At 43.1% G+C, this 25,151-nt stretch carries 18 protein-coding genes; 5 read left to right on the forward strand and 13 right to left on the reverse strand.

Annotation, left to right across the window (positions count from 1 at the left end; all coding sequences use genetic code 11):
- Positions 1-42: 42 nt before the first annotated feature.
- The 5 genes from AB6N04_RS17515 to AB6N04_RS17535 all read right to left on the reverse strand — a co-directional run bounded on the left by AB6N04_RS17515 (position 43) and on the right by AB6N04_RS17535 (position 6,399).
- On the reverse strand, positions 43-1,605 hold the full coding sequence (locus tag AB6N04_RS17515; RefSeq protein ID WP_369309502.1) for a xanthine permease: 1,563 nt from the start codon (positions 1,603-1,605) through the stop codon (positions 43-45).
- A gap of 280 nt (positions 1,606-1,885) precedes the next feature.
- Positions 1,886-3,301 (reverse strand): DUF1116 domain-containing protein, encoded by a 1,416-nt coding sequence (locus AB6N04_RS17520; RefSeq protein WP_369309504.1) that lies wholly within the window; start codon positions 3,299-3,301, stop codon positions 1,886-1,888.
- Complete coding sequence (fdrA, locus tag AB6N04_RS17525) at positions 3,301-4,851, reverse strand: acyl-CoA synthetase FdrA (protein WP_369309505.1); 1,551 nt, start codon at positions 4,849-4,851, stop codon at positions 3,301-3,303. Before fdrA ends, AB6N04_RS17520 begins: the two co-directional genes overlap by 1 nt.
- The gene (locus tag AB6N04_RS17530) at positions 4,841-5,764 is read right to left on the reverse strand and encodes a DUF2877 domain-containing protein (RefSeq protein WP_369309506.1); all 924 of its coding nucleotides are present in this window, start codon (positions 5,762-5,764) and stop codon (positions 4,841-4,843) included. Before AB6N04_RS17530 ends, fdrA begins: the two co-directional genes overlap by 11 nt.
- 29 nt (positions 5,765-5,793) lie before the next feature.
- Positions 5,794-6,399, reverse strand: coding sequence for an ankyrin repeat domain-containing protein (locus AB6N04_RS17535; RefSeq protein WP_369309508.1), 606 nt, complete (start codon positions 6,397-6,399; stop codon positions 5,794-5,796).
- A 600-nt stretch (positions 6,400-6,999) separates the two neighbouring features.
- On the opposite strand from AB6N04_RS17535, the gene AB6N04_RS17540 reads away from it, so the two are divergent.
- Entirely contained in the window at positions 7,000-7,935 is a 936-nt protein-coding gene (locus tag AB6N04_RS17540; protein ID WP_369309509.1) for a LysR substrate-binding domain-containing protein, read from the forward strand.
- Here the strand turns inward: AB6N04_RS17540 and AB6N04_RS17545 are convergent, their stop codons facing one another.
- Together AB6N04_RS17545 and AB6N04_RS17550 are read right to left on the reverse strand one after the other, a co-directional pair.
- Positions 7,936-8,793, reverse strand: a complete 858-nt coding sequence (locus AB6N04_RS17545; protein WP_369309510.1) for an alpha/beta hydrolase — start codon at positions 8,791-8,793, stop codon at positions 7,936-7,938.
- A 168-nt stretch (positions 8,794-8,961) separates the two neighbouring features.
- Positions 8,962-11,016 carry a TonB-dependent receptor gene (locus tag AB6N04_RS17550; protein ID WP_369309511.1) on the reverse strand — a complete coding sequence of 685 codons (2,055 nt, stop codon included), beginning with the start codon at positions 11,014-11,016 and terminating at the stop codon, positions 8,962-8,964.
- Between the two features lie 261 nt (positions 11,017-11,277).
- Between AB6N04_RS17550 and AB6N04_RS17555 the strand changes: the two genes are divergently transcribed.
- The 4 genes from AB6N04_RS17555 to AB6N04_RS17570 all read left to right on the forward strand — a co-directional run bounded on the left by AB6N04_RS17555 (position 11,278) and on the right by AB6N04_RS17570 (position 18,786).
- Positions 11,278-12,360: an efflux RND transporter periplasmic adaptor subunit gene (locus AB6N04_RS17555; RefSeq protein WP_369309513.1), complete on the forward strand. Its 1,083-nt coding sequence runs from the start codon at positions 11,278-11,280 to the stop codon at positions 12,358-12,360.
- Complete coding sequence (locus tag AB6N04_RS17560; RefSeq protein WP_369309514.1) at positions 12,357-15,443, forward strand: efflux RND transporter permease subunit; 3,087 nt, start codon at positions 12,357-12,359, stop codon at positions 15,441-15,443. Before AB6N04_RS17555 ends, AB6N04_RS17560 begins: the two co-directional genes overlap by 4 nt.
- A gap of 630 nt (positions 15,444-16,073) precedes the next feature.
- The gene (gene emrA, locus AB6N04_RS17565) at positions 16,074-17,246 is read left to right on the forward strand and encodes a multidrug efflux MFS transporter periplasmic adaptor subunit EmrA (RefSeq protein ID WP_369309516.1); all 1,173 of its coding nucleotides are present in this window, start codon (positions 16,074-16,076) and stop codon (positions 17,244-17,246) included.
- Between the two features lie 16 nt (positions 17,247-17,262).
- Positions 17,263-18,786: a DHA2 family efflux MFS transporter permease subunit gene (locus AB6N04_RS17570; protein WP_369309517.1), complete on the forward strand. Its 1,524-nt coding sequence runs from the start codon at positions 17,263-17,265 to the stop codon at positions 18,784-18,786.
- 50 nt (positions 18,787-18,836) lie between these two features.
- On the opposite strand, the gene paaY is transcribed toward AB6N04_RS17570, so the two are convergent.
- The 6 genes from paaY to AB6N04_RS17600 form a co-directional block, all read right to left on the reverse strand.
- Positions 18,837-19,430 (reverse strand): phenylacetic acid degradation protein PaaY, encoded by a 594-nt coding sequence (gene paaY, locus AB6N04_RS17575; protein ID WP_369309518.1) that lies wholly within the window; start codon positions 19,428-19,430, stop codon positions 18,837-18,839.
- A gap of 22 nt (positions 19,431-19,452) precedes the next feature.
- Positions 19,453-20,391: a phenylacetic acid degradation operon negative regulatory protein PaaX gene (gene paaX, locus AB6N04_RS17580; protein WP_369309519.1), complete on the reverse strand. Its 939-nt coding sequence runs from the start codon at positions 20,389-20,391 to the stop codon at positions 19,453-19,455.
- Positions 20,392-20,542: 151 nt separating this feature from the next.
- On the reverse strand, positions 20,543-21,853 hold the full coding sequence (gene paaK / locus AB6N04_RS17585; protein ID WP_369309521.1) for a phenylacetate--CoA ligase PaaK: 1,311 nt from the start codon (positions 21,851-21,853) through the stop codon (positions 20,543-20,545).
- 112 nt (positions 21,854-21,965) lie between these two features.
- On the reverse strand, positions 21,966-23,168 hold the full coding sequence (gene pcaF / locus AB6N04_RS17590) for a 3-oxoadipyl-CoA thiolase (RefSeq protein WP_369309522.1): 1,203 nt from the start codon (positions 23,166-23,168) through the stop codon (positions 21,966-21,968).
- Positions 23,161-23,604, reverse strand: a complete 444-nt coding sequence (gene paaI / locus AB6N04_RS17595; protein WP_369309524.1) for a hydroxyphenylacetyl-CoA thioesterase PaaI — start codon at positions 23,602-23,604, stop codon at positions 23,161-23,163. The genes pcaF and paaI overlap by 8 nt, the downstream gene beginning before the upstream one ends.
- The gene (locus AB6N04_RS17600) at positions 23,601-25,151 is read right to left on the reverse strand and encodes a 3-hydroxyacyl-CoA dehydrogenase (protein WP_369309525.1); all 1,551 of its coding nucleotides are present in this window, start codon (positions 25,149-25,151) and stop codon (positions 23,601-23,603) included. Before AB6N04_RS17600 ends, paaI begins: the two co-directional genes overlap by 4 nt.

The raw sequence follows: 25,151 nt of genomic DNA on the forward strand, positions 1-25,151 counted from the left end.
AGTAGGGGCACAGCGCACACCTGCTCTGCGAGGTTGGCTGTGTTACACTGACTTGCTGAGCTTCTCAGACTGTTCAGCTTGTTGTTCTTCAACCGATTTACGGCTATCTAAAAAATGCTTGAGTACAAATAAAGCCGCCATCATGAGGTAAGCGTACACAAACATCAAGGTTGAACCAGTTGCAATTCCTACCGCTGGGGAGTGAATAATTCCGAAGAACACTAATATCGCCCCTGCTGCTGCGGCAACGGCACCACGTAGCGGTTGGTTTAAGATAGCGAAGATAGCGATACAGCCCCATAACATACTGGCTAATGGAGCGCCATTGCCTAAGTGAACAAGGCCTTGGTAGTAAACGCCTTTGTGCAGTAATGTTTCGATACCAATTGCTTTTGCTGACGTACCCGCAGCACCCATTACGCTATTGACCATCGTCAGTGCCCAGTTAGCAATCCATGGGAATAGACAGATAAAGATAACGGGGACTTCAATTTTGGGGGTTTCTCGTACCACTTGGTTAGCCGTAACGACCCCGATAAATACCAAAATGGGGACGATAGCAGTCATTGGGATGATGGCTAACATGAATGCGCCGATACCGAACAGCGGAACGATAAACATGGTGATACCGGATGCTAAGGTATAACCCACGCTTGCCCCCATTGCTTTCCAACCTGCATGACCGACGTAAACCGTGACGGGGAATGGGTTACCCATAAAACAACCAACAGTGGAGGATAATCCGTTAGCTAACATAACCTTGCGTGTATTGTATTCATCACCCGCAGCGTGGGCACTTTCAATATTTTCAAGGTCAAAGATATAGTTTGCTAAGCCCAATGGTACCGCAGATGCTAAGTATGGCAGTGCGTGAGGTAAGCCTTGGAAGAAACTGTCAATGTGGATCCCTGGTGGGTTAAAACCAAATGATGCCATTGAGTCTTTGATAGCTTCAGCACTTTGTAAGCCAGAAACCCACGCTAATACCGTACCTGCGATCAGCAGCAGTAACCCTGTTGGAATGCGAGCAAAGATCGGCTTTTTACCAAACCAGTTAATGAAGATTAACAGTAAAACGACGAAAGATACGGTTGGCGCTTCAAATGCTTGTAACATTGGGTTCATTGCAAGAAGCAGTAAACCTAAGCCAGATAAACAGGATAACAGTACGGTGCGGGGGATCATCTTACGGATGGTTTCACCTAAGAATGAGCCACCCACTAAAATCATCGACTCCACAAAACACCAAACCAAGGCGATTTGAATAGCAAAGTCTGCATTCTGCGTGGTTTGGTACACTGGCATGATAACTAGGAAAGTTACGGTGAAGATGGACGGTGCGCTTGGGCCTGAAGGCAGTGCGGTCACATCGTTTCGACCGGTTTGTTTGATCATTTGCTGACCAAAGTAGGCATAACTGACACTGGCGAGTAAAACGGCGAAGCCAAAAGCGGGAGCGATGCGGCCGTAAACCATTTCAGATGGGATCCCAACGACAAAAATTAATAAGCCCATCATGGTGAGGAGGTTGGTGAGGTTATTGGTCATTAAGCCGAAGTAGGCCGCTAAGTCACCACGTTTCCACTTTATACTAAGAATACTCATATCATACTCTCCCATACCCGTCATTACCCATCATACTTTAAGCTACAACTGTGTTGGCTACACTCGGCTACACTCGGCTACACAGGTCACATACTGGTGTATGTTCCCTGAGATATCCTCGTTTGCCGCCTTGCTGCAACTTAAATTATTTTGGCTAACTGCTTACTCATTTTAAGCTGCAACAGAGTTGCTTTTGCTTTACTTCTGTATGTTAATAATCTGGGTATTGATATTTTATTATTGCCCGACCAAGGTCGGGCGTTTATTGATTAAATGGAAACTAGGCGTATTTTTCTGCGTAGGCCAACATGGCTTTTTCAAAGCAATCAAACGGCGGGTGAACAATACCGGCTCCAATCATGCCGATACCTGCATCCTTATGAGCAATCGCTGTGTTGATAACAGGTAAGATGCCGCTGGCGGCAACTTTGGTAATATCAATAGCGGTAGGAATTCCCATAAAGCCAAGTAACGGGATAGTCACATTTGGGTTTTCACCCAGTGTGATTTCACGCATTTGACGAGAGAAATCTATTGCTTCTTCTACTGTACCGCCGACTAATGCCACGATAGCTGGGGCCGTTGCCATTGCAAAGCCACCGATACCATAGGTTTCTGTGATAGCGGAGTCCCCGATATCTAAGCCAGAATCTTCAGGTTTATAACCGGCGAACATTGGACCGATAACTTGCTGAGAAGGACCTGTAAACCAATGACCTGGTAACCCACTGATACGTAAACCGAATTCATAGCCATTACGCGCCATAGTGGTGACCACGGTGCTATACTCAATACCGTGTGCCGCATCCATTGACGCTTTACACATAGCCATCCATGTGGGACCTGAGAAGTAGTCGCTACTTGCCACGAAATCAAACACTTCTTTTTGCTGTGCTACAGAAAAATCGGTTTGGATAATCCCTGTGGTCAGGGCTTGGATCAGCAGTGTGGTGCCTGCGTTATTACGGTTATGACATTCATCCCCCATGTGCAGCGCTTGCGCTAACATCAAACGCAGGTCAATTTCACCGACAATTTTCATGGCGTCACGTAACATGGGGCCCAATACATCACGCATCCAATTTAGCCGGTCAATGACGCTTTGGTCGTTCGCCCCCATACGCAGAATTTTGGCCATCTGTTCACTTAGATTTGTGAATGCGCGGTTACCGTAAGTCTTGTTTTCAACGATGTGCATAAACATCGATGCGGAAGTGACCCCCGCCATGGAGCCTACGCAGTCATGTTCATGGCATGCAGAGAAGATAATCTCACCCGATGCCGCAACACGTTCAGCATCGACTAAATCTTTAGCAAGGCCTTCAAAGACTAATGCACCTGTTACCGCCCCTTTCATTGCACCGCACATGTTTTCCCATGTTACCGGCGGACCTGCATGTAAAATGGTGTTTTTCGTCATGCCAGGGACAACATTAATCGCTTGGTCGTAGCCGATTAACATAGGTTGAGACTGGATAATGCGCTCGAGAGCTTGTGCGTTCGCTGCGTTGATTTTTTCTTGCAGCGCTGCATTTCCTTCGATTTGGTCGAGAGCACGGATCACCGCCACGTTACCTTGTCCTGGTGGTGTCCACGTTAAGTGAGTCACCGGGACATGTTGTTTTTTCAGGTCATCACTGAACATCTCGATACCGACATTGATGACACTTAATGGCTGCTTAAATAATGTCGTCATTATGCTTTCTCTCCTTTGTACACAAACTCTCGTCCTAATAACCCCGTATTGGTGCTGCTGCTTGCCCAAATTACCCCCGCGTCGGTTAGCATCTTGACTTGAGCATCCATATTCGGGGTGTCTTGGTCGGTTCCTAGTACATAACCTAAAATTGGTAATTCACGTTTATCTTGCTTGGCGATATTTTTGGCCTCTTTAATCGCATCGATCATCACCCCAACAGGGTCTTCGTGAGAACCAAAGCCGAGGACGAAGTCCATCATGATGACTCCAACTTCTGGGTCACGAGCTTCTTGCAATAAACGCTCAATACGGTTTGTTGGGTCGATCATTGGGTGTGGTTTACCGTTGGTAAAATCATCATCACCAAAGTCAAGGAAGGTGTGGGCAATACTTTTGTTTAAGTCTTTTAAGCGATACTCAGGGTTTGGCTGGATGTTACTGTAAACATTGTCATATTTTTCCAATGCAGCAAACATGGCTTCATCACACAAGGTGCCGCCACAAAATAGCCCGCGAATGTATTTTTGTTCAGGTTTGAGTTGAGCTCTAACTTCATCGATTAATGGTAGGTTAAGCGGATGCAGATCTAAATCTTCTTTGCGCATCCCTGCTAACAAAACGGCTTTCAATGCGGCTTCTTTAGTACTTTTTGCAAACGTCAGTCCTGGCTTGTCTTCTGGTACGGGTTGGTTACCTAAGAAGCAAACGACAACAGGTTTGTGGCATTTTTCTGCCTGTTCAAGCACTTTCTTAGCAACGGCAGGCGCTGGTGGCTTAGAAATCAGCGTAATAACCTGAGTCTCATCATCAGCATCTAACATTTTTAGGGCGTCAATCATCATGATGCCGCCAATTTTTTCACTCAGGTCACGACCACCTGTACCGATGAGTTGGGAAACGCCCGCACCAAATTCATGAATACGTACGCTCAGTTCTTGGCTACCTGTGCCGGAAGCGCCGATAATCCCGATGCTACCTCGGCGTACATTGTTACCAAAGCACAGTGCGGTACCATTGATAATTGCCGTTCCGCAGTCAGGGCCCATCATTAATAAGCCTTTTTTACTGGCGAGTTGTTTCAGCGCTAGTTCATCTTCAATCGAAACGTTATCTGAAAACAGCATGACGTTCAGGTCATTTTCTAATGCAATGCGTGCTTCACGGGCGGCAAATTCCCCATTGACAGAAATCACTGCTAAGTTGGCATCTGGAATGTGGGTCTTGGCTGAATTAATGGTGGCGTATTTTGCTTCATGTTGTCCTCCACCTTGGTTTTTCTTATTAAATAACTCTTCGATAGCAATTAATGTTGCATCGTTGGCTTCATCGCTCGACCCTTTAATGACAATCATTAAATCGCCATTCTTTGCTTGTTCTAATTCAGCGGTTAATAACCCTAAATTACGCAGAACACCTTTATTCATCTCTGTTGCCATGGCGACAAAAGCTTGGTCAACATTCTCAAGCTGGTTGGCTTTAGTCGAAATAGACATTAATGATACAGAATCAAAATAGGTATTTTTCTTTATGACAACTTTAATCGACATGTCTTTCTCCGAAATAGTGAGTGAGGTACAAAGCATCGCGAAGGCCAAATAATATGTCGCTGCCTGAACTCGACCCGATATTTAAAATCTCTAGAAATTGTGGATAAACATTTGTCTTTGTTGCATTAACTAATGACTGAATTAATTGATGCATATTTTCGCGATATTCTTGGTTTAAGGCTTTTTCTAACGTAATGGCACTAATGGGGGTCGTTTGGCCTTTACTTTGTGTGATCCCGTGATAAAACGCAGGAAATAAAGCTGAAGCGGGATGACCTTTTAATAAAATAAATGCCATAAACCCAACTAAATAATCATCTCCAGAAGGTGTAAGCCCAATACCTAACCCAACAAGTTGTTTAATAATCTTGCTGATACTCTGTTGGTCTTTGTTAATTAATGACTCAATTAGGTTTAAACGTAATTGAATCAGTTTTTTTGATACGGTTAGATAAAATAAGTTATCTCCTTGATAATTAAATAGAGAGCTAGAATTATCATGTAAAATAAAATCCAAATTTTTAATTTGAGCTTCGATATATAATAAGTAATTCTTATTAGTTAATTTTTCAGAATCAAAACTAATTATGATTGGTTGCCAGTGTCTACATAAAGAAAATGAAATCGTGTAATTTTCCCCAATATTCCATTCTTTATTTGATAGATAAATAGGATCTCCTTCTTTTAATGTTAAGAGAGAAAATTCTTTATTGATTAATCGGCAGCTATTTGGTGCATTATCTAACTGAGAGCAAAGTAACGTATAAAGGGTATTTTCTACCGTAAAATTAATTGCTTTATTGAATACTTGCTCTATTTTTCCTAAAGACCGCGGCTGGTGTAAAAGGTTGAGAAAGTGGCTATCAGCCGTGAGCCCATATAATATTTGCCGATGAGGTGTAAATGTGTCCACACGCCTCCTTATCGGTGAAGGTTTGCGGATTACGCTCCCGCAGCAATCAGTAAATCCGCTATTTCGTTATAGCCTTTTTCCCGTGCAAGCTCTAACGGTTTTTTACCATATTTATCAGTCATATGTGGGTTTGCACCATGGTCTAGTAATAATTTGACGATTTGCTGTTGCTTTTCTCCGCCATCATTTAATACGATAGCTTCAAGCAGCGGTGTCCAGCCCACAAAGTTGGTGTGGTTGACGTTGATCTCTGTTTTTTCGAGTAGTTCACGGACGATTTCGACGTGACCCTTTTCACTCGCAGGGGTGATACCTACGCCACCAAAACGTGTTAATAAATCTAAATTAGGGTTTGCAGGCAAGACAAGGCGTAATAAAGTCAAGTCGTTATTTAGGCAACTTAATAAAAATGGGTTAAAACAAGTTTGATCTTGTTTATTAATATCAGCGCCAGCATTAATTAGGAAAGAAACACATTCATAGTGTTTATTTAAGCTTGCATTGACAACAGCAGTGCGTCCTTGGCGGTTTGTCGTATTAATATCCACACCTCTTTTGAGGCAACTTTTTAATAACTCTAATTGCCCTTTTTCAGCAGCGGTTAAAAATTCTTGAGCAAGTGTGCTGGCAGTCATTATTTCCCCTTAGGTTGGTTTTTTGATATTCCCAACATAGATAGAGACAATTTAAAGATTATTTGTGATGGTTAAAGCATAGCAATTGTTATTAATAAAAAGAATCCATTTAAATTTAATTCATCAATGCAGTATTCTATTATTGAATATAATTCAATAATCCTTCTTTTTTGTGCGGATGCGCATTGTTTTTTATCCTTTTCTGTGTTTTTTTGCGTTTTTTTTATTCAAATTTCGTCATTTTTTTTTGTTAATCGATGGCGAGAATAAGGAATTACTCAGTTCTGTGATGGACATCAAATAGAAGGTTTTGTGGTTGTTAAATTTGTAACTTTTTTGTTTTTAATTGAGATGAATGTTAATACTTGGTATAGCTATTTAATTTAGTAATATTAAGTATTTTGATGATTAATAGTTCTTTTTATAGCACATGATTAATTTCAAAATTAAACTAAATGAAATTAAACCCCTTCTCCTTGGTATAAATTCTGTTAAGCTAGAAAAACAGATGGAAAAATAGCCTACTTTCCGTTCTATTGAATAATATTCACATAAAAAAATAAAATTGATTAATTTCTAAACACGTTAGGGAAAGCAAGTATGAACTCAATTTTTACTGAAGAAAACTTATTAACCTATACGACAGCGGCAAAGTTAGTCAGCTTTAGCAAAGCGGCGGAAGAACTCGGTATCACAACATCGGCCGTGAGTTATACCATTAAACGTATTGAAACCTACTTAGATGTGGTGCTGTTTATTCGTGATACACGCAATATTGAATTAACGGAAGCGGGTTACTATTTTTATCGTAAGGCTACAGATTTACTGAATAACTTTCATGCAATTCAAAAAAGTATTTATTCTATCGAACAGGGTATTGAAGCGCGGGTTTGTATTTGTATTAACCAACTTTTATATACGCCTTACCATACGGCTAAATTATTACAGATATTAAAAAAGCAATTTGCAACTTGCCAAATTACGGTGACCACAGAGGTCTATAATGGTGTTTGGGATGCGATTATTAATAACCATGCGGATATTGCGATCGGTGCTCCGGGGACTTTAATGGAGGGGGGAGGAATCGATTATACCGAAATTGGTGCGATCCATTGGCAGTTTGCGATTGCCGCCACACATCCCCTCGCATTAATGCCAGAGCCTATCGCAGAAAGTCAATTGCGTCTTTACCCGAATATTATGGTGGAAGATACCGCAGACACAATTAATAAACGGGTTGGCTGGTTATTACACGGGCAAGAAGCGATACAAGTTCCTGATTTTAATACCAAGTGTCAGTGCCAAATATTGGGTGAAGGGATCGGTTTTTTGCCAGACTATATGGTGAAAGAACATGTTAAAAGTGGTCGACTCGTCATAAAAAACATTCAAAATCCGCGGCAAGATTCCCATATGCTATTAGCCACACAGCATTCAGCCACAGGGCAAGTTACCCAGTGGATCCGTAAAGAGTTTGCCGCTAATGGGGTTTTAACCCACCTTTACAGTGATTTGCTAAAACCTATTAGCGGGTAACTATTGGGTGGCGACATCAAGTGCTTTATTGATGGCATCGGGGATCACGCTACCATGGTTTTTGTTATCAAATAAGGTGAATTCGCAGCTTCGCTGATGGGTTTGAATCTCTGAGCACACTTGGCGTGCGCTGATCCAGCTTGTGCGGTTTTGGTAGTTTTGGATTTGTTCTTCCGTTAACTTGGATAAGTCAGGACGCTCTTCTAAGCCACCCAAGGTCATAAAAATAGGTGCAGCGGTTTGCTTTTGAGTGAGTTTCGCTAATGCTATCATTTCGCCTTGTCCCCACCATAGTGACGGGCTTGCTGCAACATAATACTGAAAATCATTAGGTTTTTGTTGATAAGCCATCAGTGTGAATAATCCCCCAAATGAATGACCAAATAAGGTTTGTTTTTGCTTATCAATGGGAAACTGTTGTTCGACCCAAGGGCGCAACGTTTGCTGGATAAATTGGTACAGCGCCGGAGAACCACCACCATGACGAAAGGCTTCTCCTGATACTGGCGGTGTATAATCATAGGTGCGTAACGCTTTTGGAAACGCCTCATCAACGGGGTATCCAATACCAATAATAATGGGTAGCGAGTCTTTATTGAGTTTTTCTACGGCACGGTTGACGACTTTAGGATATAGCCCATTTCCATCTAGCATATACAGTACAGGGCGTTTTTTAGTGACAGGATAAGGCACCGCACTATAGATACGTAATGCTCGGTCACCATAAGCCATATCCGTTTGTTTAATATCGTAAAATTGAGCGACATTGTCATCTAAAGGCGGAATGGTCTGGCTAGGGCGAGAAAATGCGGTAGTTGCCATACAAAGTAGTAAGCTGGAAATTAATAATTTATTCATAGGCTCGTTATTCTTCAAGTTGCATGAGGGGACTACGCTCAGCCCCCCGAATCACATACTTTTGTATGTGTTCGGGGTATCTTATTGTCGCCTACATGCAACTCGAATTATTGAGAGTATAGGCTTTTAATGTAATAGGTAGTCGTTAAAAACTAATAAGATAAGCGATTAGAAACTGATGTTTACGTTCGCCCAATAACGACGACCATCTTCTACATCCCAGTTTCCATCCACTTTGTCAATTTTAGGTCCTTTTTCATTACCAATATTAAGCACTGCAAGATTTAACTTGGTATTTTTAAATAGCTGATAGGTTGCTCCCACATCCATGGTGGTATAGCCACTACGGTAACGAGGGACTTTTGAACCATTACGCTGAGCAGCCCACACTTGTTTGCCTGTATATTGCGCTCGTGTATATAGGTTGAGGTCTTCGTTAAACTGCCAATCCAATTTCGCGTTAGCCATATGTTTTGGTGTCTTATCCAATGGGTAACCTTTGAGTGATAAAGTATTGTTGAGTTTTTCATCATCACTTTTACGTTCTGAATCAGTATAGGTGTAATTCAGGTTGAGGTTCCAATCTTGCGCTAAAGGAGTCCCCATTGCGATTTCAACCCCTTTGATATTTGCTTTCCCCACATTATCGTAGGTATATAATGTCAGTTTAGGGTGATCAGGATCTGCTTTGTTAAGTGAATAACTTGTGAGCTTGTTTTTAAAATCGGTATTAAAGAAGGTTAAGCTCGCATTGAAACCTGACTCATGATTATACGCAATACCAATTTCTTCACTTACGCTCTTTTCTGGCTTCAGATCAGGGTTGCCATAGATAATCCCATTTCCACCTTGAGTTGAAGTGCCATAGCCTTTACTAATTTCGCGTAGTGTAGGGGCGCGGAAAGCGGAGGATACACCGCCTTTGATGGTGATTTCATCAGTCAGATAATAAACGGCGTAACCTCTTGGATTCCAGTGGTTACCGTAGGTTTCATGATGGTCTAAACGCAGTCCTCCCGTTAAGATCAAATCATCCGTTGCAGTAAATTCGTTTTCCACAAACAGTGCTGATTGATCAACAGACATACTGGTTTTTTCCATAACATCTTTTTCTACCAGCGAGCTGTCTTTTAGCTTCGAGTATTGGTATTGACCACCAACGGTGAGGATATTATCCGGTAAGAATGCAACGACTTTACCATCGACGACAGTATTAGTGATTTCAGGTACTCTCGATTCATAACCGCCTTCCCAATGACCTGTTGTTTGATTACGCTCTTGGGCTTTTATCTTACGTTTGGTTTGTTCTTGGTAAACGCTTAATTCCGTATTAAAAGAGTCCCACTCACCTTTATAAGTCAGTGCAACATGATTGCGATCATTATGCCATTCATCTTTAGAGTTATATTGCTTGTCACCACCACGGATCTCATATTCCCCAACGGATTTTCCAGGTGTAGACGTTTTTTCTTGAGTGCTGCGGCCAGCTTCAAGTAAAAAGGTTTGGTTTTCTTGCGGGGTAAAGGTTAATTTCGCCGTTAAGCTACGGTTATCGCGTTGATGGTGGCCTTCTAATATTTTGTCTTCTTGACGGTAGTTTCCACCACCATACAACTGCAAACCTAATTTATCTTTCACTAAAGGGCCTGACAGGTAGAAGTTGCCATCTGTTGAGTTACCACTATCACTGTTTTCTTGGATAATCGCCCCAGTTGTCACACTGCCGTGCCACTCATTAGTCACTTTCTTGGTGATGATATTGATAACCCCGCCCATCGCATCGGAACCATACAGTGAAGACATAGGTCCGCGGATCACTTCTATACGTTCAATGGCTTCTACTGGTGGCATAAAGCCAGCTTCAAAACCACCACTACCATTTGGGCGTGACTCACGGCTATTTTGGCGGCGACCATCAACCAGTATCAAGGTGTATTCACCGGGTAAGCCGCGAATATTAATGTCTTGCTTATTAGCGGCTCCGACGATACTGACGCCTTCAACATCTTTGACGGCATCGGCTAAATCACGTACTGGCTTATTTTGTAGCTGTTCTGCGGTGATCACAGTAACACTTGCTGGCGCATCACGTAATTGCTGTGAGAAGCCTGAGGCACTGACGACCATCGTGTCTGTTTTGTTGTCTGCTGCTGTGGCAGTAAAAGTGGTTAAAGCCGCGAAAATACCTGCGGCAACGAGAGAATAGTGATAGTGCTGAACCATGATTATCCCTGAAAACGTAAATGATAATGATAATGATATAGTTTGCGAATACTATCACTAAAGCACATCGAAAATAAATAATTAGCTAGCTAATTAGTGGTCAACATTTGATCTCAGATAATAATTTCCCTGTATGGCAAAAAAGCAGTTTATGGTTTTTCCCAAGCTTAACGAAAAATTAAGGTTTAACTTTGGTTTATGGAGTTTACGGTTCAGCGAACTTACAGTAGCGCGAAGGTCTACTAGGGAATTTTATGATTTATGAAACACATGTTTTTAGCTCTTTCATTATTTTTCATTTGCCTGAATACACAAGCAGAAGAAATGCGCTTAAGCGTTACGAATCCACAACAGGTGATGGCGGTTGATATCGTCACTATTCCCGGGAAATTTGTGGCAAAAAATGAAATTTCAATTGGTTCCCCGTTGCAACAACAAATGGTTACCGCAGTGTTTGTGGAAGAGGGGGAATGGGTGGAAAAAGGGCAACTGCTTGCGACATTGGAATCACCGATCCAAAGTGCAGGGGTGAATCAGTTAAAAGCAGAGATAGACAAAGCCGCTGCGTACATTAAACAGCAAGAAGCGCTCAACGCCCAATCTCAACAAGAATTGCAACGGTTATCGCCGCTGGCAAAAACCGGGGTGATTTCGGCGAATGAGTTTGGTAAAGCCAAATCAGAAGCCGCCGCACAGCGTGCATTGTTAACAGCTAGCCGTGCTGAGCTACGACAACTAAAAGCGCAGTTAATGCGTGAGCAAAGCCAAGAAGACAAATCAAAAATTATTGCCCCTGTTTCAGGGGTGATCAGTGAGCGTCATGCCATGAATGGCATGTTATCGGATAATAGTTTGTTATTTAAACTGATTGAAGATAATGAATTGGAGTTTGAGGCACTCGCACACCCTTCAGAACTTTCGCGTATTGTCGGTAGCAATCCTGTTACGCTCAACCTTGATGAAAATCAGTCAATATCAGGAAAACTGCGTTATTTATCACCCAAAATAGACGCATTAACACAACTTGGGAAAATCCGTGTTGCTCTCACAGAGCCAGCTAAACATGTGCGTTTAGGGGAAACGGGCACAATGGTGTACAGCAATTCACCGCGTGAACAGTTGTCGTTACCTTATAGCGCCATCCGTACAGAACCCAATGGTGAGCGTTTTATTTTTACCGTGACAGACGGCAAAGTGGCGAAACAAAAAATACAAATTGGCAAAATTCAACAAGGGCGAGTGGAAGTGTTAACCCCATTAGCGTCGAATTTAGATGTTGTGACTTATGCGCAGGCTTTTTTATCCGATGATGACATTGTTGTGCCTGTAAAGGATAGTCAATGAAATTACAGTTATCTTCTTGGGCCATCACGCGGCCGATTCCTACGATAGTGATGTTTTTGGCATTGACCATCGCGGGGTTATTTTCGTTTCATCAATTACCAGTGACTGCAAACCCTGTGGTCACGTTTCCGATCGTCACCGTCACCGTAACGCAAGATGGCTCATCGCCAACAGAACTGGAAAATGCGGTGACAAAGCGAGTTGAACGTGCGGTATCTGGGATCCCTGGAATTCGTCATATCACCTCTTCCATTAGTGAAGGTGCATCGACAACCACCATTGAGTTTGACCTCAGTGTGGATGCGCATGTTGCGACAAATGACGTGCGCGAAAAAATGGGGCAGATCCGTGGAGAGCTACCTCAAACGATTGATGAACCGCTGATTAACCGTATTGATGTCGAAGGTGGGGCGATTTTACGTTATGCCGTTTCATCTGAAACTGAATCACTCGCGGATTTATCTTGGTTTGTGGATGACACGGTGAGTAAGCAATTGATCACTGTACCGGGGGTGCAAAAAGTCAGCCGTTTAGGGGATACCGAGCGAGTGATCCGCATTGAACCTGATGCGAACAAATTAGCGGCAATGCAAATTTCCATAGCCAGTATCAATGAATTACTGAAAAACAATCATCAGAATTCCGCTGGCGGGAACGCAAAATATCACTCATTGCAACATACTATTCGTGTATTAGGTGAAAAATCCACAGCGGATGAGATTAAGAACATCATGCTACCGATTGATAACTTGCAATCTATACGGCTGGGCGAAATTGCTAATATTTATGATGGTCATAAGAATGTGAAGTCGATTTCTCAATTCAATGGTAAAGATGTCGTGGGTTTTGCCGTTTACCGTGCTAAAGGTTCTAGTGATACCAAGGTGGCGCAAGGGGTTGCTGAAGCGGTCGAAAAGTTGCAAAAAGCGAATCCAGCGATTGATATTCACTTGATCTCCTCAACGGTTAAATACACGGAGTCCAGCTTCTTTTTAACCATTCAAACCTTGCTAGAGGGGGCGTTCTTAACCGTTGTTATCGTCTTTTTCTTTTTAAAAAGTTGGCGTGCAACCTTAGTGGCTGCGGTGGCATTGCCGTTATCGATTCTGCCAACCTTTTTTGTTTTGGCACTGTTTGATTACAGTTTGAATAGTATTACGTTGCTGGCGTTAACATTAGTTATTGGGATACTGGTGGATGATGCGATTGTTGAAATTGAAAATATCCAAAAGTATATCGAACGCGGTGAACGCCCTTATTTGGCGGCGCTGAAAGCATCCGATGCCATTGGTTTTGCGATTGTGGCGATCACACTAACCATTGTGGCGGTATTTTTACCTGTTAGTTTTATTGGTGGCTTTGTTGGGCAGTATTTCGTGCCATTTGGTGTGACGGTGTCGGCAGCGGTGCTATCTTCGTTACTCGTCGCGCGATTGGTGACACCTTTAATGGCAGCGTATGTGCTCTTGCCACAAAAAAGGGATCATAATGGTGTAAAAACGCCAAACTGGATTGCGCGTTACACGCGGTTTTTATCGTTAACGTTAAAGCATCGAAAACTCGCATCTGTATTAGCAGGGGGCTTTTTAATTGGTTCGGTCGCCGTGACCAGTTTGTTACCTGTAGGCTTTATGCCTGATGGCGATATCAGTATTAGTCAAATTAATATTGAGCTACCACCGGGAACACCTGTTGAGCAAACACAGCAGAAGATTAATGAGATCACCAAGCAGTTAAAAGGTAGACCTGAAATTATTTCAACTTATACGGTAGCTGGGATCGCCGACGATTCAGAAGGTATTGCGCAACACAAAGGCGAAATGATCCTTACGTTAGTTGAACCAAGCGAACGTGAATTATCACAAAAGCAATTTGAGCTTGAAATAGGTGAATTGTTAAGTGAAAAAACGGATGCGCGCTATACCTTTAGTAACAGCAATGGTGGCAAAGAGTTCTCCTTGATGTTTACAGGTACAGATCCCCAAGAGCTTGAAACCTCAATGCAAAAACTGCGCGACGCAATGGCCAAAGTAGAAGGGCTGAAAAATGTTCAAGTTATGAAACCCTTATTACGTAAAGAGCTGATTGTTAAACCGAATTTGGTTGATATTGGCCGAACGGGAGTCAATGTTGAGGATATTGCGAATACATTGCGTATTGCAACTATGGGGGAGGCTAATTCACGTAGTGCTAAGTTTAATTTACCCGACAGGCAACTGGCGGTGCAGGTGATTTTGCCTGAATATCAACAACATAATATTGATGTACTGAACAATTTATATGTAAAAAGTACAAGGGAGCAAGCCGTACCGCTGAAATCGGTCGCTAAAATCGAATCCAGTGACGGACCTTCACAAATTGAGCGAATTAACCGACAAAGGCAAATGTCGATAGAAGCCAATCTTGAAGGCTTAACACTCGGTGAAGCGCTGGAAATTGTGATGCAACTTCCTGAATATCAACAATTACCCCACAGTGTTTCACAAGTGGAGTATGGTGATATGGAATATATGATTGATATGTTTGAGCGTTTTGGCACCACGATGGTATTTAGTATTTTGTTGGTATTTGCCATTTTAATTGTGCTGTTTAAGGACTTTATGCAGCCGATTACCATACTGGTGGCGCTGCCGTTTTCCATTGGAGGTGCCATTATCGCCCTTGTTTTATATGGCGCGATGATCGATTTACCGGTGATTATCGGTATTTTAATGCTGATGGGGATTGTGACGAAAAACTCAATTTTGCTAGTGGAATTCATTCTTGAAAAACAGCGTTCGGGGATGCCAAGAGAAGCGGCAATCATAGAAGCCGGGCAAGAGCGTATTCGTCCTATTATCATGACCACATTTGCCATGATTGCGGGGATGATCCCCCTTGTGTTAACTAGCGGTGCTGATGCAGGATTTAGAGCACCAATGGCGATTGCGGTGATAGGTGGCTTACTCAGTTCGACGATCTTGAGTTTATTATTTGTACCAGTGATTTATAGTTTGCTGGATGATTTAAAACATAAATTATTACCGCAACTCGCAAAACTTACGTCGGTGACGCCAGAAGACCGTAATATTACGCAGTGGTAAATGCAAACAGGGTAATACGTGGGTTTCAGACTGCTGACAAACATAATATGTTTGTCGGCAGGTTGGATAGGTTTTGAAAACCAACTATTGATTTTTGCCTGATAATACAAAGTGGGAAAATGATGCTTTATCCCACTTTGTTAACAACCTCAAGGCGGTCAATACGCCCATTTTTACCCAACATATCACTATTGCAGGAAAAGGTGGCAAAGAGGATAAATGCTATTCATGTAGTCAATTAATGGACTCGGTAGAAAACAAGTTAATTTATGCCTTGATAACAATCAAAAACAGTTACACTCATTTTCAAGGTATTGCGCTGTCCTCGAATATTTCCCAAACACATCAAAAAAAGAATAGTTATTATCAAATTGGTGGCGTTAATATATTGGATTGGTATTCTTTTATTCAAATCAAACATCCAATTATGAATAGTCAAATTTAAATGAAACATAAAATAAATCTATTGGATTTAATTGGATTATATTTTATTTATTTGATATCTATCAATGAATTACCTGTTTTTAGTGGTGCTTGTTTTATTTGTAAAATATTAACTCTTGCATTATTTCATTTACTTCTTGAATATAGAGGGAGAATTAATATTGATTTTAGACCCTGAGAGTTATTATGAGTCAATCAACCCATTCAGAAACAAATAATCAAAAAACGAAAAATGAAAAACGTCGAACAATATGGATGATCATTGCCACAATAATCATTATTTTATTATTTGTGGCTTATGGCGTTTATTGGTTTTTAGTTTTACGCTTTCAAGAATATACCGATGATGCTTATGTCTCGGGGTTACAAATTCCTATTATTGCGCAAACAACTGGCAATGTAACTCAAGTCAATTTTGAAAATACGGACTTAGTGAAAGCCGGTGATGTGCTGGTGGTTTTGGATAAAACCAATGCTCAACTCGCCTTTGAGCAAGCTAAGCACGATTTAGCGACCACAGTCCGTAAGACCAAAGAGTTATATATTAATGGTGATGAATATCAGGCGCAAATACAGAAAAACCGCGTCTCACTTGCGCAAGCTCAGAAAGATTACCAGCGCCGTGCAGCACTTGGGCGCAGCGGTACTATCTCAAAAGAAGACCTACAGCATGCCCAAGAAGCGGTGCAATTAGCTCAAGCCGCGTTAGACATTTCCGTTCAACAATATAATGCCAATCGCGCGTTATTACGGAATACGGCATTAAGAAAACAACCCGCTATCCAACAAGCGGCTGATAGTGTGCGTAGTGCGTGGATTAATTTGCAACGCACTGAAATTAAAAGCCCAATGACAGGCTATGTTTCACGGCGTAATGTGCAAGTCGGCTCCCAAGTGAGCCCCCAAAGCTCTTTAATGGCTATTGTGCCTGTTCAACCGGTTTGGGTTGATGCTAATTTCAAAGAAACTCAGCTTGAAAAAGTGCGCATAGGGCAGCCTGCCACCATTAACAGCGATTTTTATGGTGACAATATCGTGTATAACGGCACGGTGGTCGGCTTAGACATGGGAACGGGAAGCGCATTTTCGTTATTGCCTGCGCAAAACGCCACGGGGAACTGGATCAAGGTGGTTCAACGCTTACCTGTGCGCATTGAGCTTGACCCGGAGCAAGTGGCCAAATACCCATTGCGCATTGGTTTATCAATGAATGTTACCATTGATATTAAAGACCAAAATGGTCCCGTGTTAGCCGAAGTTCAGCGTACCACCCCTGCGTTTGAAAGTGATGTATTAGTGCTAAACTTGGCCGATGTCGACCACATTATCGAAAGCATTATCAGTGATAATGCGGACTAGCTCGTAAGGAGTGGCTGTGGCAGATATCCAACCCCTAAAGGGGGCGAAGCTAGTTTGGGCGACCATCGCATTATCGCTTGCAACCTTTATGCAAGTGCTCGATTCCACTATTGCAAACGTGGCTATTCCGACTATTGCGGGTAACCTTGGTGTTTCCGTATCACAAGGTACGTGGGTGATCACCTCATTTGGGGTGTCGAACGCGATTTCGATTGCGATTTCGGGGTATCTCGCTAAGCGTTTTGGTGAAATTCGTGTTTTCTTATGGGCGACAGCTCTTTTTACTTTATTTTCATTGCTTTGTGGTTTTTCAGATAGCCTTGGGATGCTGATTTTATATCGCGTTTTACAAGGTGCTGTTGCAGGACCTGTCATTCCGTTATCCCAAAGCCTAATTATGCGCTGTTATCCGCCTAAAATGCAGAATATGGCATTGGCCTTTTGGTCGATGACGATTATCTTAGCCCCCGTATTCGGCCCAATTTTTGGCGGGTATATTAGTGATAACTTTCATTGGGGCTGGATATTCTTTATGAACGTGCCTTTAGGGATTTTCGTGATTATCGTGGGGGCGATTATCCTTAAAGGGATGGAATCGACAGTGGTCAAAATGCCGTTCAATGTGATTGGATTGGCACTATTATCTGTGGGTGTTGGTTGCTTACAAGTGTTGCTGGATAAAGGGAAAGAGCTAGGCTGGCTGGCATCGAATGAAATTGTGATTTTAGCGGTGGTTTCTGCCATTGCGTTGGTATTTCTCGTGATTTGGGAACTGACCGATAAAAACCCGATTGTTGAGTTGTCTTTATTTAAATCGCGCAACTTCACGATTGGAACCATTTCAGTCAGTTTGGCGTATATGGCATATTTTGGGGCGATTGTGTTATTACCTCAATTGCTGCAAGAAGTGTATGGCTATACCGCAACTTGGGCAGGGCTTGCACTTGCGCCAATTGGCTTGTTACCGGTTCTTTTTTCAGCGCCAGTGGCAAAATTATCCGATTTTCTGGATATCCGTTGGATAGTCACTTTTAGCTTTGTGTTTTATGCCATTTGTTTCTTTTGGCGGGCGTATACCTTCGAACCCAGCATGGGGTTCTCAGCGGTGGTTTGGCCGCAATTAGTGCAGGGCATGGCGGTGGCGTGTTTCTTTATGCCATTGACGACGCTAACGCTTTCAGGGCTTCCACCTGAAAAACTGGCTTCGGCTTCCAGTTTGGCTAACTTTTTCCGTACATTAGCGGGGTCAATAGGGACATCAATTACGACAACGATGTGGAGCGATCGTGAGTCTGTGCACCACAGCCAACTTACTGAATTTATTACCGACTATAACCCAGAGTCTTTAGCGATGTACCAAGGCATGGCGGCTCACGGTTTAACTACCGAGCAAACTTCGGGTTTTATTGCGCAGCAAATTACTAGCCAAGGGCTCATTATTGCGGCGAATGAAATATTCTGGTTATGTGGCTGGGTATTTATTGTGTTAATCATTACCGTTTGGTTTGCTAAGCCACCCTTTGGTAATAATACGAAGTAATTATCTTTGACTGAATGATTGAGGAACCCGATTGCGGTTCCTTAATCGTTTTAAAGCTGAGATTTTGGGATAATATTGTCAAACTTAAGCACAGGACGGTTGGCATCTATCTCGGTTAATGGCTCAACTTCTTGAAAAGTATTTAAACAGCGAGTGACGAGGTTCTGGTAATCTTTGGTGCCGCTGCTTTTCCAGGCAATCTCTTGTTCTGATAACGTGCGTAAAACTTTGGCTGGAGTGCCTAGGATCAGGCTATTGTCTGCGAATATGGCTTCTGCTTTGACAAAAGTGCAAGCACCAACAATTGAATTTTCACCAATCACAGCACCGTCCATGATCACGCTATTCATCCCCACGAGGGCGTTGCGTTTGATATGGCAGCCATGCAAAATAGCACCGTGGCCGATATGGCCATCTTCCTCAATGATTGTGTCAAATTGCGGGAACCCATGCATCACGCAATTATCTTGCACATTCGCTCCATCTTTAATGATTAAACGACCAAAATCACCGCGTAAGCTGGCATTGGGGCCAATATAGACATTTTTACCAATGACGACATCGCCGATAACGACCGCTGTGGGGTGAACAAAACTGTCTGGACTAACAACAGGTGTAATACCATCGATTTGATAAAAAGGCATAAAGGCTCCTTAAGCTATTCGTTTAGGCGGCGATATCCCGCAATACTCCACCAAAACGCCGATAGTAAGCGTTAGAAGGTTGAGGGAGTTCACCGACGGTGGTTTCGCCATTTTCTGACACATATTGCGTTGCAGCTTGATCGATACGTTGATAAATATTAGTGCACAAATGGCGTGCAATATGACCTTCCCATTGGGGGGGCAAAAGTTCGTCCGGTAATAGTGGGTCTTTAAGGGTGACGCGACGATAAAAGTGGATCAGAAGCAAGCGTAATTGAAAACAATGCTCGGGGCTGATTTGTGCGCCCGCATTATCTTTGAGTAATAGCGCCAGTGGTCTAAATAAGGAAATAAACTGGTGATAATGCTCTGAGATATCTTGCAAAGACCATGCTTGTGACACCAAGTCTTTCAGGTTTTTTTCTGAGCGATTGTAGGGGTAGTCAGCGTGAAAATAAATCACTTGCTCAGTGGCATTGAGCTCATTTAATAACGCAGGAATATCACTTTGTGCACAGCTTGGTGCAGCCATTAAAGAGGTATTAAATTGCCCAAACCCTAGCCAACTAAGCTCTTTTTTTAAGCGATTTTTTTCTTCTTTATCAGCGGCTTCTAATAATAATAAATCCCATTTGCCATCCCAATCAGGCTGCTGTGCAAGGTAAATTTTTTGCTCCGCACGCCGAAACCGGCTCTGACCCCGTGCTGAGATTCGGTAGTAGCTGCGCCGTCCAATCTTTTCGACATCTAACCAACCTTCTTTTTGCAAGCGAAAAACAGAGGTGCGTACAAAGCGGTCAGTAAACCCCATCGGCTCTAATAGTTTGCTTAGGCTACCTAACCAAATCTCACCTCCACGGTGATGCAGTGCATCACCATAAAGGGAGCTAATCAGCGATGTACCACTGATGGGTTGGCTGGCGATAGCATGTTGGATAAATTGATCGAGTTTAGTATTCATTTATGCTTCATCCATAAATTTTATGTATCAGAATGCTTCCTGAATAGTAGACATAAAAGTGAATATTGTCTCGTTTCGTTTTTTGCTAAAGCCTGTTTTACCAATAAGGCATATTAGATAACTGACGGTAAATATGTCCTAATATGTTGATTTAAATTGCAATTCTAGTATCAATCACACGATCAGCTTTACCTTGTGAACGTGGGATATCACCACAGTTTACAATACTGATCCGCGTGCTGATCCCCACCATAGACTTGATACGGTGTTTTAAGTGATGGCAGATATTACAGCGCTCATCATAAGTCAGTTGTTCTGGGTGTTTGAGTTCAACACGTACTGATAAGCTATCCATATTGCCTTGGCGGCTGATTTCCAACTGGTAGTGTGGAGATAGTTCTTTGAACTGCATAATCTGTTCTTCAATTTGAGAAGGGAATACGTTCACTCCGCGAATAATCATCATGTCATCAGAGCGACCGGTGATTTTACCAATGCGGCGCATGTTGCGATTTACGCCACTCATTAAGTGGGTTAAATCTCTGGTTCTATAACGGATTACAGGCATAGCTTCTTTTGTAAGGGTAGTGAACACTAACTCACCATGCTCACCATCCTTCAATGTTTTAAGCGTTTCCGGTGAAATAATTTCAGGATAAAAATGGTCTTCCCAGATGGTTGGGCCGCTGACACCGGAATCCGCACACTCCATGGCGACACCGGGTCCCATTACCTCTGATAAGCCATAGATATCTAACGCTTTAATACCTAAGCGTGTTTCAATTTCAGTGCGCAGAGATTCTGTCCAAGGTTCGGCACCAAATACGCCGAGTCTAAGTGAGCACTTACTAGCATCGCCTCCCATAATTTTCTCAAGCTCATCGATAATGCTCAGGCAATACGATGGGGTCACCATAATCACATCGGGTTTGAAATCAGCAATTAATTGGGCTTGTTTTTCTGTTTGACCCCCAGACATTGGAATAACAGCAGCACCAAGACGTTCAGCACCGTAATGTGCTCCTAATCCACCCGTGAACAGGCCATAACCATAAGCTATATGAACTTTATCGCCTCGTCCTGCCCCTGCGGAACGTAGACTGCGGGCAATTAAATCCGCCCAATTATCTATATCACGTCGGGTATAACCCACAACGGTTGGGCGTCCAGTGGTACCAGAGGAAGCATGAATACGAATGATTTGATCCATGGGTACCGCAAAGGTACTGAATGGATAGTTTTCCCGTAAATCTTGTTTGGTGGTGTACGGGAATTTTTCGATATCACTTAACTGTTTAAAATCATCAGGGTGCACGCCCGCATTATCGAATTTTTTACGGTACATCGGTACATTTTTATAGGCGTGAGTGAGTGTCCACTTCATTCGAGTATATTGTAATGACTCGATTTCATCTCGTGAGGCAAACTCAATTGGGTCGATGCTGTTTTGTATCATGCTCATAATTGCCAGTCCTCATAATTATTATGGTAACCAGTTTTCGTTGATGACGTTGCTGGTTTTCGCCTGAGCAGGTGTTGGGTTCAGGCGGTTCTTATTGATATAAAAATGTTGTTTAGACTCGTTCAATGATCATGGCGATGCCTTGGCCTACACCAATACACATGGTGCATAGGGCATAGCGACCTTGTTTACGATGAAGCTCATTAATCGCAGCAATCGCTAGCCTTGCGCCACTCATACCTAATGGGTGACCCAAGGAAATCGCGCCACCGTTGGGGTTAACATGTGGTGCGTCATCGGGTAAACCTAATTTCCTTAACACTGCGAGAGCCTGTGCGGCAAAGGCTTCGTTTAGTTCAATGACATCCATTTGCTCGATAGTTAACCCTGCCATTTTCAATACTTTTTGTGACGCAGGCAGAGGACCAATCCCCATTAATCTTGGCTCAACACCACAAGTGGCAGTGGCAACAATACGAGCGCGTGGTGTTAAGCCTTGTTGTTTAGCGATTTTTTCAGAGGCAATAATCAGTGCGGCGGCACCATCATTGACGCCTGAGGCATTTCCTGCGGTGACTGTGCCATTTTCACGAAAGGGGGTTTTCAGTTTTTGCAGTTGCTCAAACGTGGTTTCGGCACGCGGATGCTCATCTTCAGTGACGACCATTTCGCTTTTACGCTGTTTAATGGTGACAGGCACAATTTCTTGCGCAAAAATGCCGTTAACTTTAGCGATCTCAGTGCGTTGTTGACTACGTAGCGCAAATGCATCTTGGTCTTCACGGCTGATCTGATAGGTTTCAGCCACATTTTCAGCCGTTTCAGGCATCGAATCAGTACCATATTGTTGCTGCATTAGCGGGTTGATAAACCGCCAACCGATAGTGGTATCAAACAGTTGCGCTTGGCGTGAAAAAGCGGATTCTTGTTTCCCCATAACAAACGGCGCTCGGCTCATCGACTCTACGCCGCCTGCAATCATCAATTCCGACTCACCCGCTTTAATGCTTCTTGCGGCAAGCGCGATGGCATCTAACCCTGAACCGCATAAGCGGTTGATCGTCGTGCCTGAAACCGAAATAGGAAAACCAGACAGTAAACCTGCCATGCGAGCCACATTGCGGTTATCTTCACCGGCTTGGTTTGCGCAACCTAAAATAATGTCATCGGTTAGCGACCAATCTAATTGTGGGTGTCTTGCCATCAACGCTTTTAGTGGTAGTGTGGCAAGGTCGTCAGGGCGCAGGGAAGAAAGCGCGCCACCATAGCGACCTATCGGCGTGCGAACGCCATCGCAAATATAAGCATCAATCATGGGGAGCATCCTCTAAACGGTATCCTAAGCGGTGAGAACGCCCTTGAAATAAAGCGAGAGTTTTACCGTCTTGGTTGGTTATTTCCACTTCATACAGACCACTGCGTTTACCTTGGTGTTTCATTGTTGCGCAGGCGGTCAGCAAATCCCCTTCAAAGCCGGGACGAATAAAATCAATGGAACACATGGACGCAACGGCGGCATATCCTTGGCTGTTACAGGCGTAAGCAAATGCGGTATCGGCAAGGCTAAATAGCACTCCGCCATGGCAGCTTTGATGACCATTAAGCATATTGATGGTGATGGGCATTTTTAATTGCGCAAAGCCCTCTTCGACTTTTTCAATCGACATACCCATTGCTTTTGCACATGCATCACCACGATACATAATATGAGCTGATTTTTGAGCAGTCGTGATATTTGGCACTGTGATCATAGCAACTCCTTGAAAGATAAAGACTGATAACCGGCTGCTAACTGCTTTAGTAATGGGTTTGGTCGATATCGACCATCCCGATAAAATTGCGCTAGCTGCTCAAGTACCGATAGCACCCGTGACCAACCCAGTTGAGCGCCCCAAGCTAATGGACCTTTGGGGTAATTCACCCCAAAGCGCATGGCATTATCGGTATCTTGTACGGTTGCAACACCTTTATTCACCACGTCAAGTGCCTCATTACATAGCATCGCAACGGTTCTCATGGTTAAAAGAGCAGGGTAGTCAGGTAACACAATCACGTTTTTTCCAAGTGATTGAAAAAAGGCGATAGCATGCTGATTTTGTTGCGCACTATTTTGTACTGCACAGGTTAGGGTGATAGCGGTTGCTGCAAGGTAATTTGCCGATAAATCAAATAAAACCACCGCTTGCTTTGATCGTTGCGCATGGGATGATGCTAATTCACCATCTGTTAACATAATAATAACGTCATTAACAATAAGGGTAGGAGGGTGATTTGGTTGTTGTACCAATCCTTCGAGTGAGATCCCATTTTCAGATAAAAGCTGCGTAAACTCAGGAAATATCTGCCAATCGCCATGCACTTTTACATTTTGAGGTAAGTTAAGGTGGACTTTTGCTGCAAATGACGCTGTGGATTGCGGTTTATTCTCATCATAATGATAGAAGCCTTGTTTTGTTTTACGACCGAAATACCCCGCTTGCACTAATTCCAATTGCATTAAAGAGGTTTGGAAACGAGGATCGAAACCGAAGGCTTGAAATACGGATTCAGTCACGGCGTAGTTAACATCATGACCAATTAGATCCATAAGCTGTAATGGCCCCATTGTAAAGCCACCTGCATCGCGTACTGCGCAGTCTAATGTGGCAGGGGAGCCGATTTGCTCTTCCAGTGCTCGTAAGGTCTCCGCATAAAAAGGCCTTGCAACGCGGTTAACAATAAACCCAGGTGTGGAGCGGCAAATAACCGGCACTTTCCCCCATGAGAGCATCAATGCTTTCAACTGTTCAATAACGTCTGGTGAGGTTGCTAGACTACGGATCACCTCAACCAATTTCATAACCGGGGCTGGGTTAAAAAAATGTAATCCAGCAAGTCGTTCGGGGTGTTTTAATTGGCTGCCAATAGCCGTAATCGATAATGACGATGTATTGCTAGCAAATAGGGTTGATTCAGAGCAAATACCTTCAAGTTCAGCGAAAATAGCTTGTTTGATTGTTAATTTCTCTACCACAGCCTCGATGATAAGTTGGGCGCTAGCCAATTCAGATAACTGTTGAGCAGTCTGGATGTTAGCAATCAGGGCTTCCGTGGTTTTTGACTCTGCTTTTCCCTGTTCAACACGTTGACGTAAGCGTTGCGTCATTGCATTTAATGAGCGGGTGAGTGTGTCTTGGTTGACATCAAACAGTAAAACCCTGAGACCCGCAGTGGCTGCGACTTGGGCAATACCGATGCCCATGGTGCCCGCACCGATAACCGCGACAGTATTGATGGTCGAATTTAATGGTAGCGTCAT

The organism is Providencia rettgeri (genome assembly GCF_041075285.1).
GTDB classification, from domain to species: Bacteria; Pseudomonadota; Gammaproteobacteria; order Enterobacterales; family Enterobacteriaceae; genus Providencia; species Providencia rettgeri_G.

Coding starts and splice junctions, on each gene's coding strand:
- pcaF (WP_369309522.1), bottom strand. CDS start 23,168: ATGATTGATGCTTATATTTGCGATGGCGTTCGCACGCCGATAGGTCGC.
- paaX (WP_369309519.1), bottom strand. CDS start 20,391: ATGAATACTAAACTCGATCAATTTATCCAACATGCTATCGCCAGCCAA.
- AB6N04_RS17600 (WP_369309525.1), bottom strand. CDS start 25,151: ATGACGCTACCATTAAATTCGACCATCAATACTGTCGCGGTTATCGGT.
- emrA (WP_369309516.1), top strand. CDS start 16,074: ATGAGTCAATCAACCCATTCAGAAACAAATAATCAAAAAACGAAAAAT.
- AB6N04_RS17535 (WP_369309508.1), bottom strand. CDS start 6,399: ATGACTGCCAGCACACTTGCTCAAGAATTTTTAACCGCTGCTGAAAAA.
- AB6N04_RS17550 (WP_369309511.1), bottom strand. CDS start 11,016: ATGGTTCAGCACTATCACTATTCTCTCGTTGCCGCAGGTATTTTCGCG.
- paaK (WP_369309521.1), bottom strand. CDS start 21,853: ATGAGCATGATACAAAACAGCATCGACCCAATTGAGTTTGCCTCACGA.
- AB6N04_RS17560 (WP_369309514.1), top strand. CDS start 12,357: ATGAAATTACAGTTATCTTCTTGGGCCATCACGCGGCCGATTCCTACG.
- paaI (WP_369309524.1), bottom strand. CDS start 23,604: ATGATCACAGTGCCAAATATCACGACTGCTCAAAAATCAGCTCATATT.
- AB6N04_RS17545 (WP_369309510.1), bottom strand. CDS start 8,793: ATGAATAAATTATTAATTTCCAGCTTACTACTTTGTATGGCAACTACC.
- AB6N04_RS17555 (WP_369309513.1), top strand. CDS start 11,278: ATGAAACACATGTTTTTAGCTCTTTCATTATTTTTCATTTGCCTGAAT.
- AB6N04_RS17540 (WP_369309509.1), top strand. CDS start 7,000: ATGAACTCAATTTTTACTGAAGAAAACTTATTAACCTATACGACAGCG.
- AB6N04_RS17515 (WP_369309502.1), bottom strand. CDS start 1,605: ATGAGTATTCTTAGTATAAAGTGGAAACGTGGTGACTTAGCGGCCTAC.
- fdrA (WP_369309505.1), bottom strand. CDS start 4,851: ATGTCGATTAAAGTTGTCATAAAGAAAAATACCTATTTTGATTCTGTA.
- paaY (WP_369309518.1), bottom strand. CDS start 19,430: ATGCCTTTTTATCAAATCGATGGTATTACACCTGTTGTTAGTCCAGAC.
- AB6N04_RS17520 (WP_369309504.1), bottom strand. CDS start 3,301: ATGACGACATTATTTAAGCAGCCATTAAGTGTCATCAATGTCGGTATC.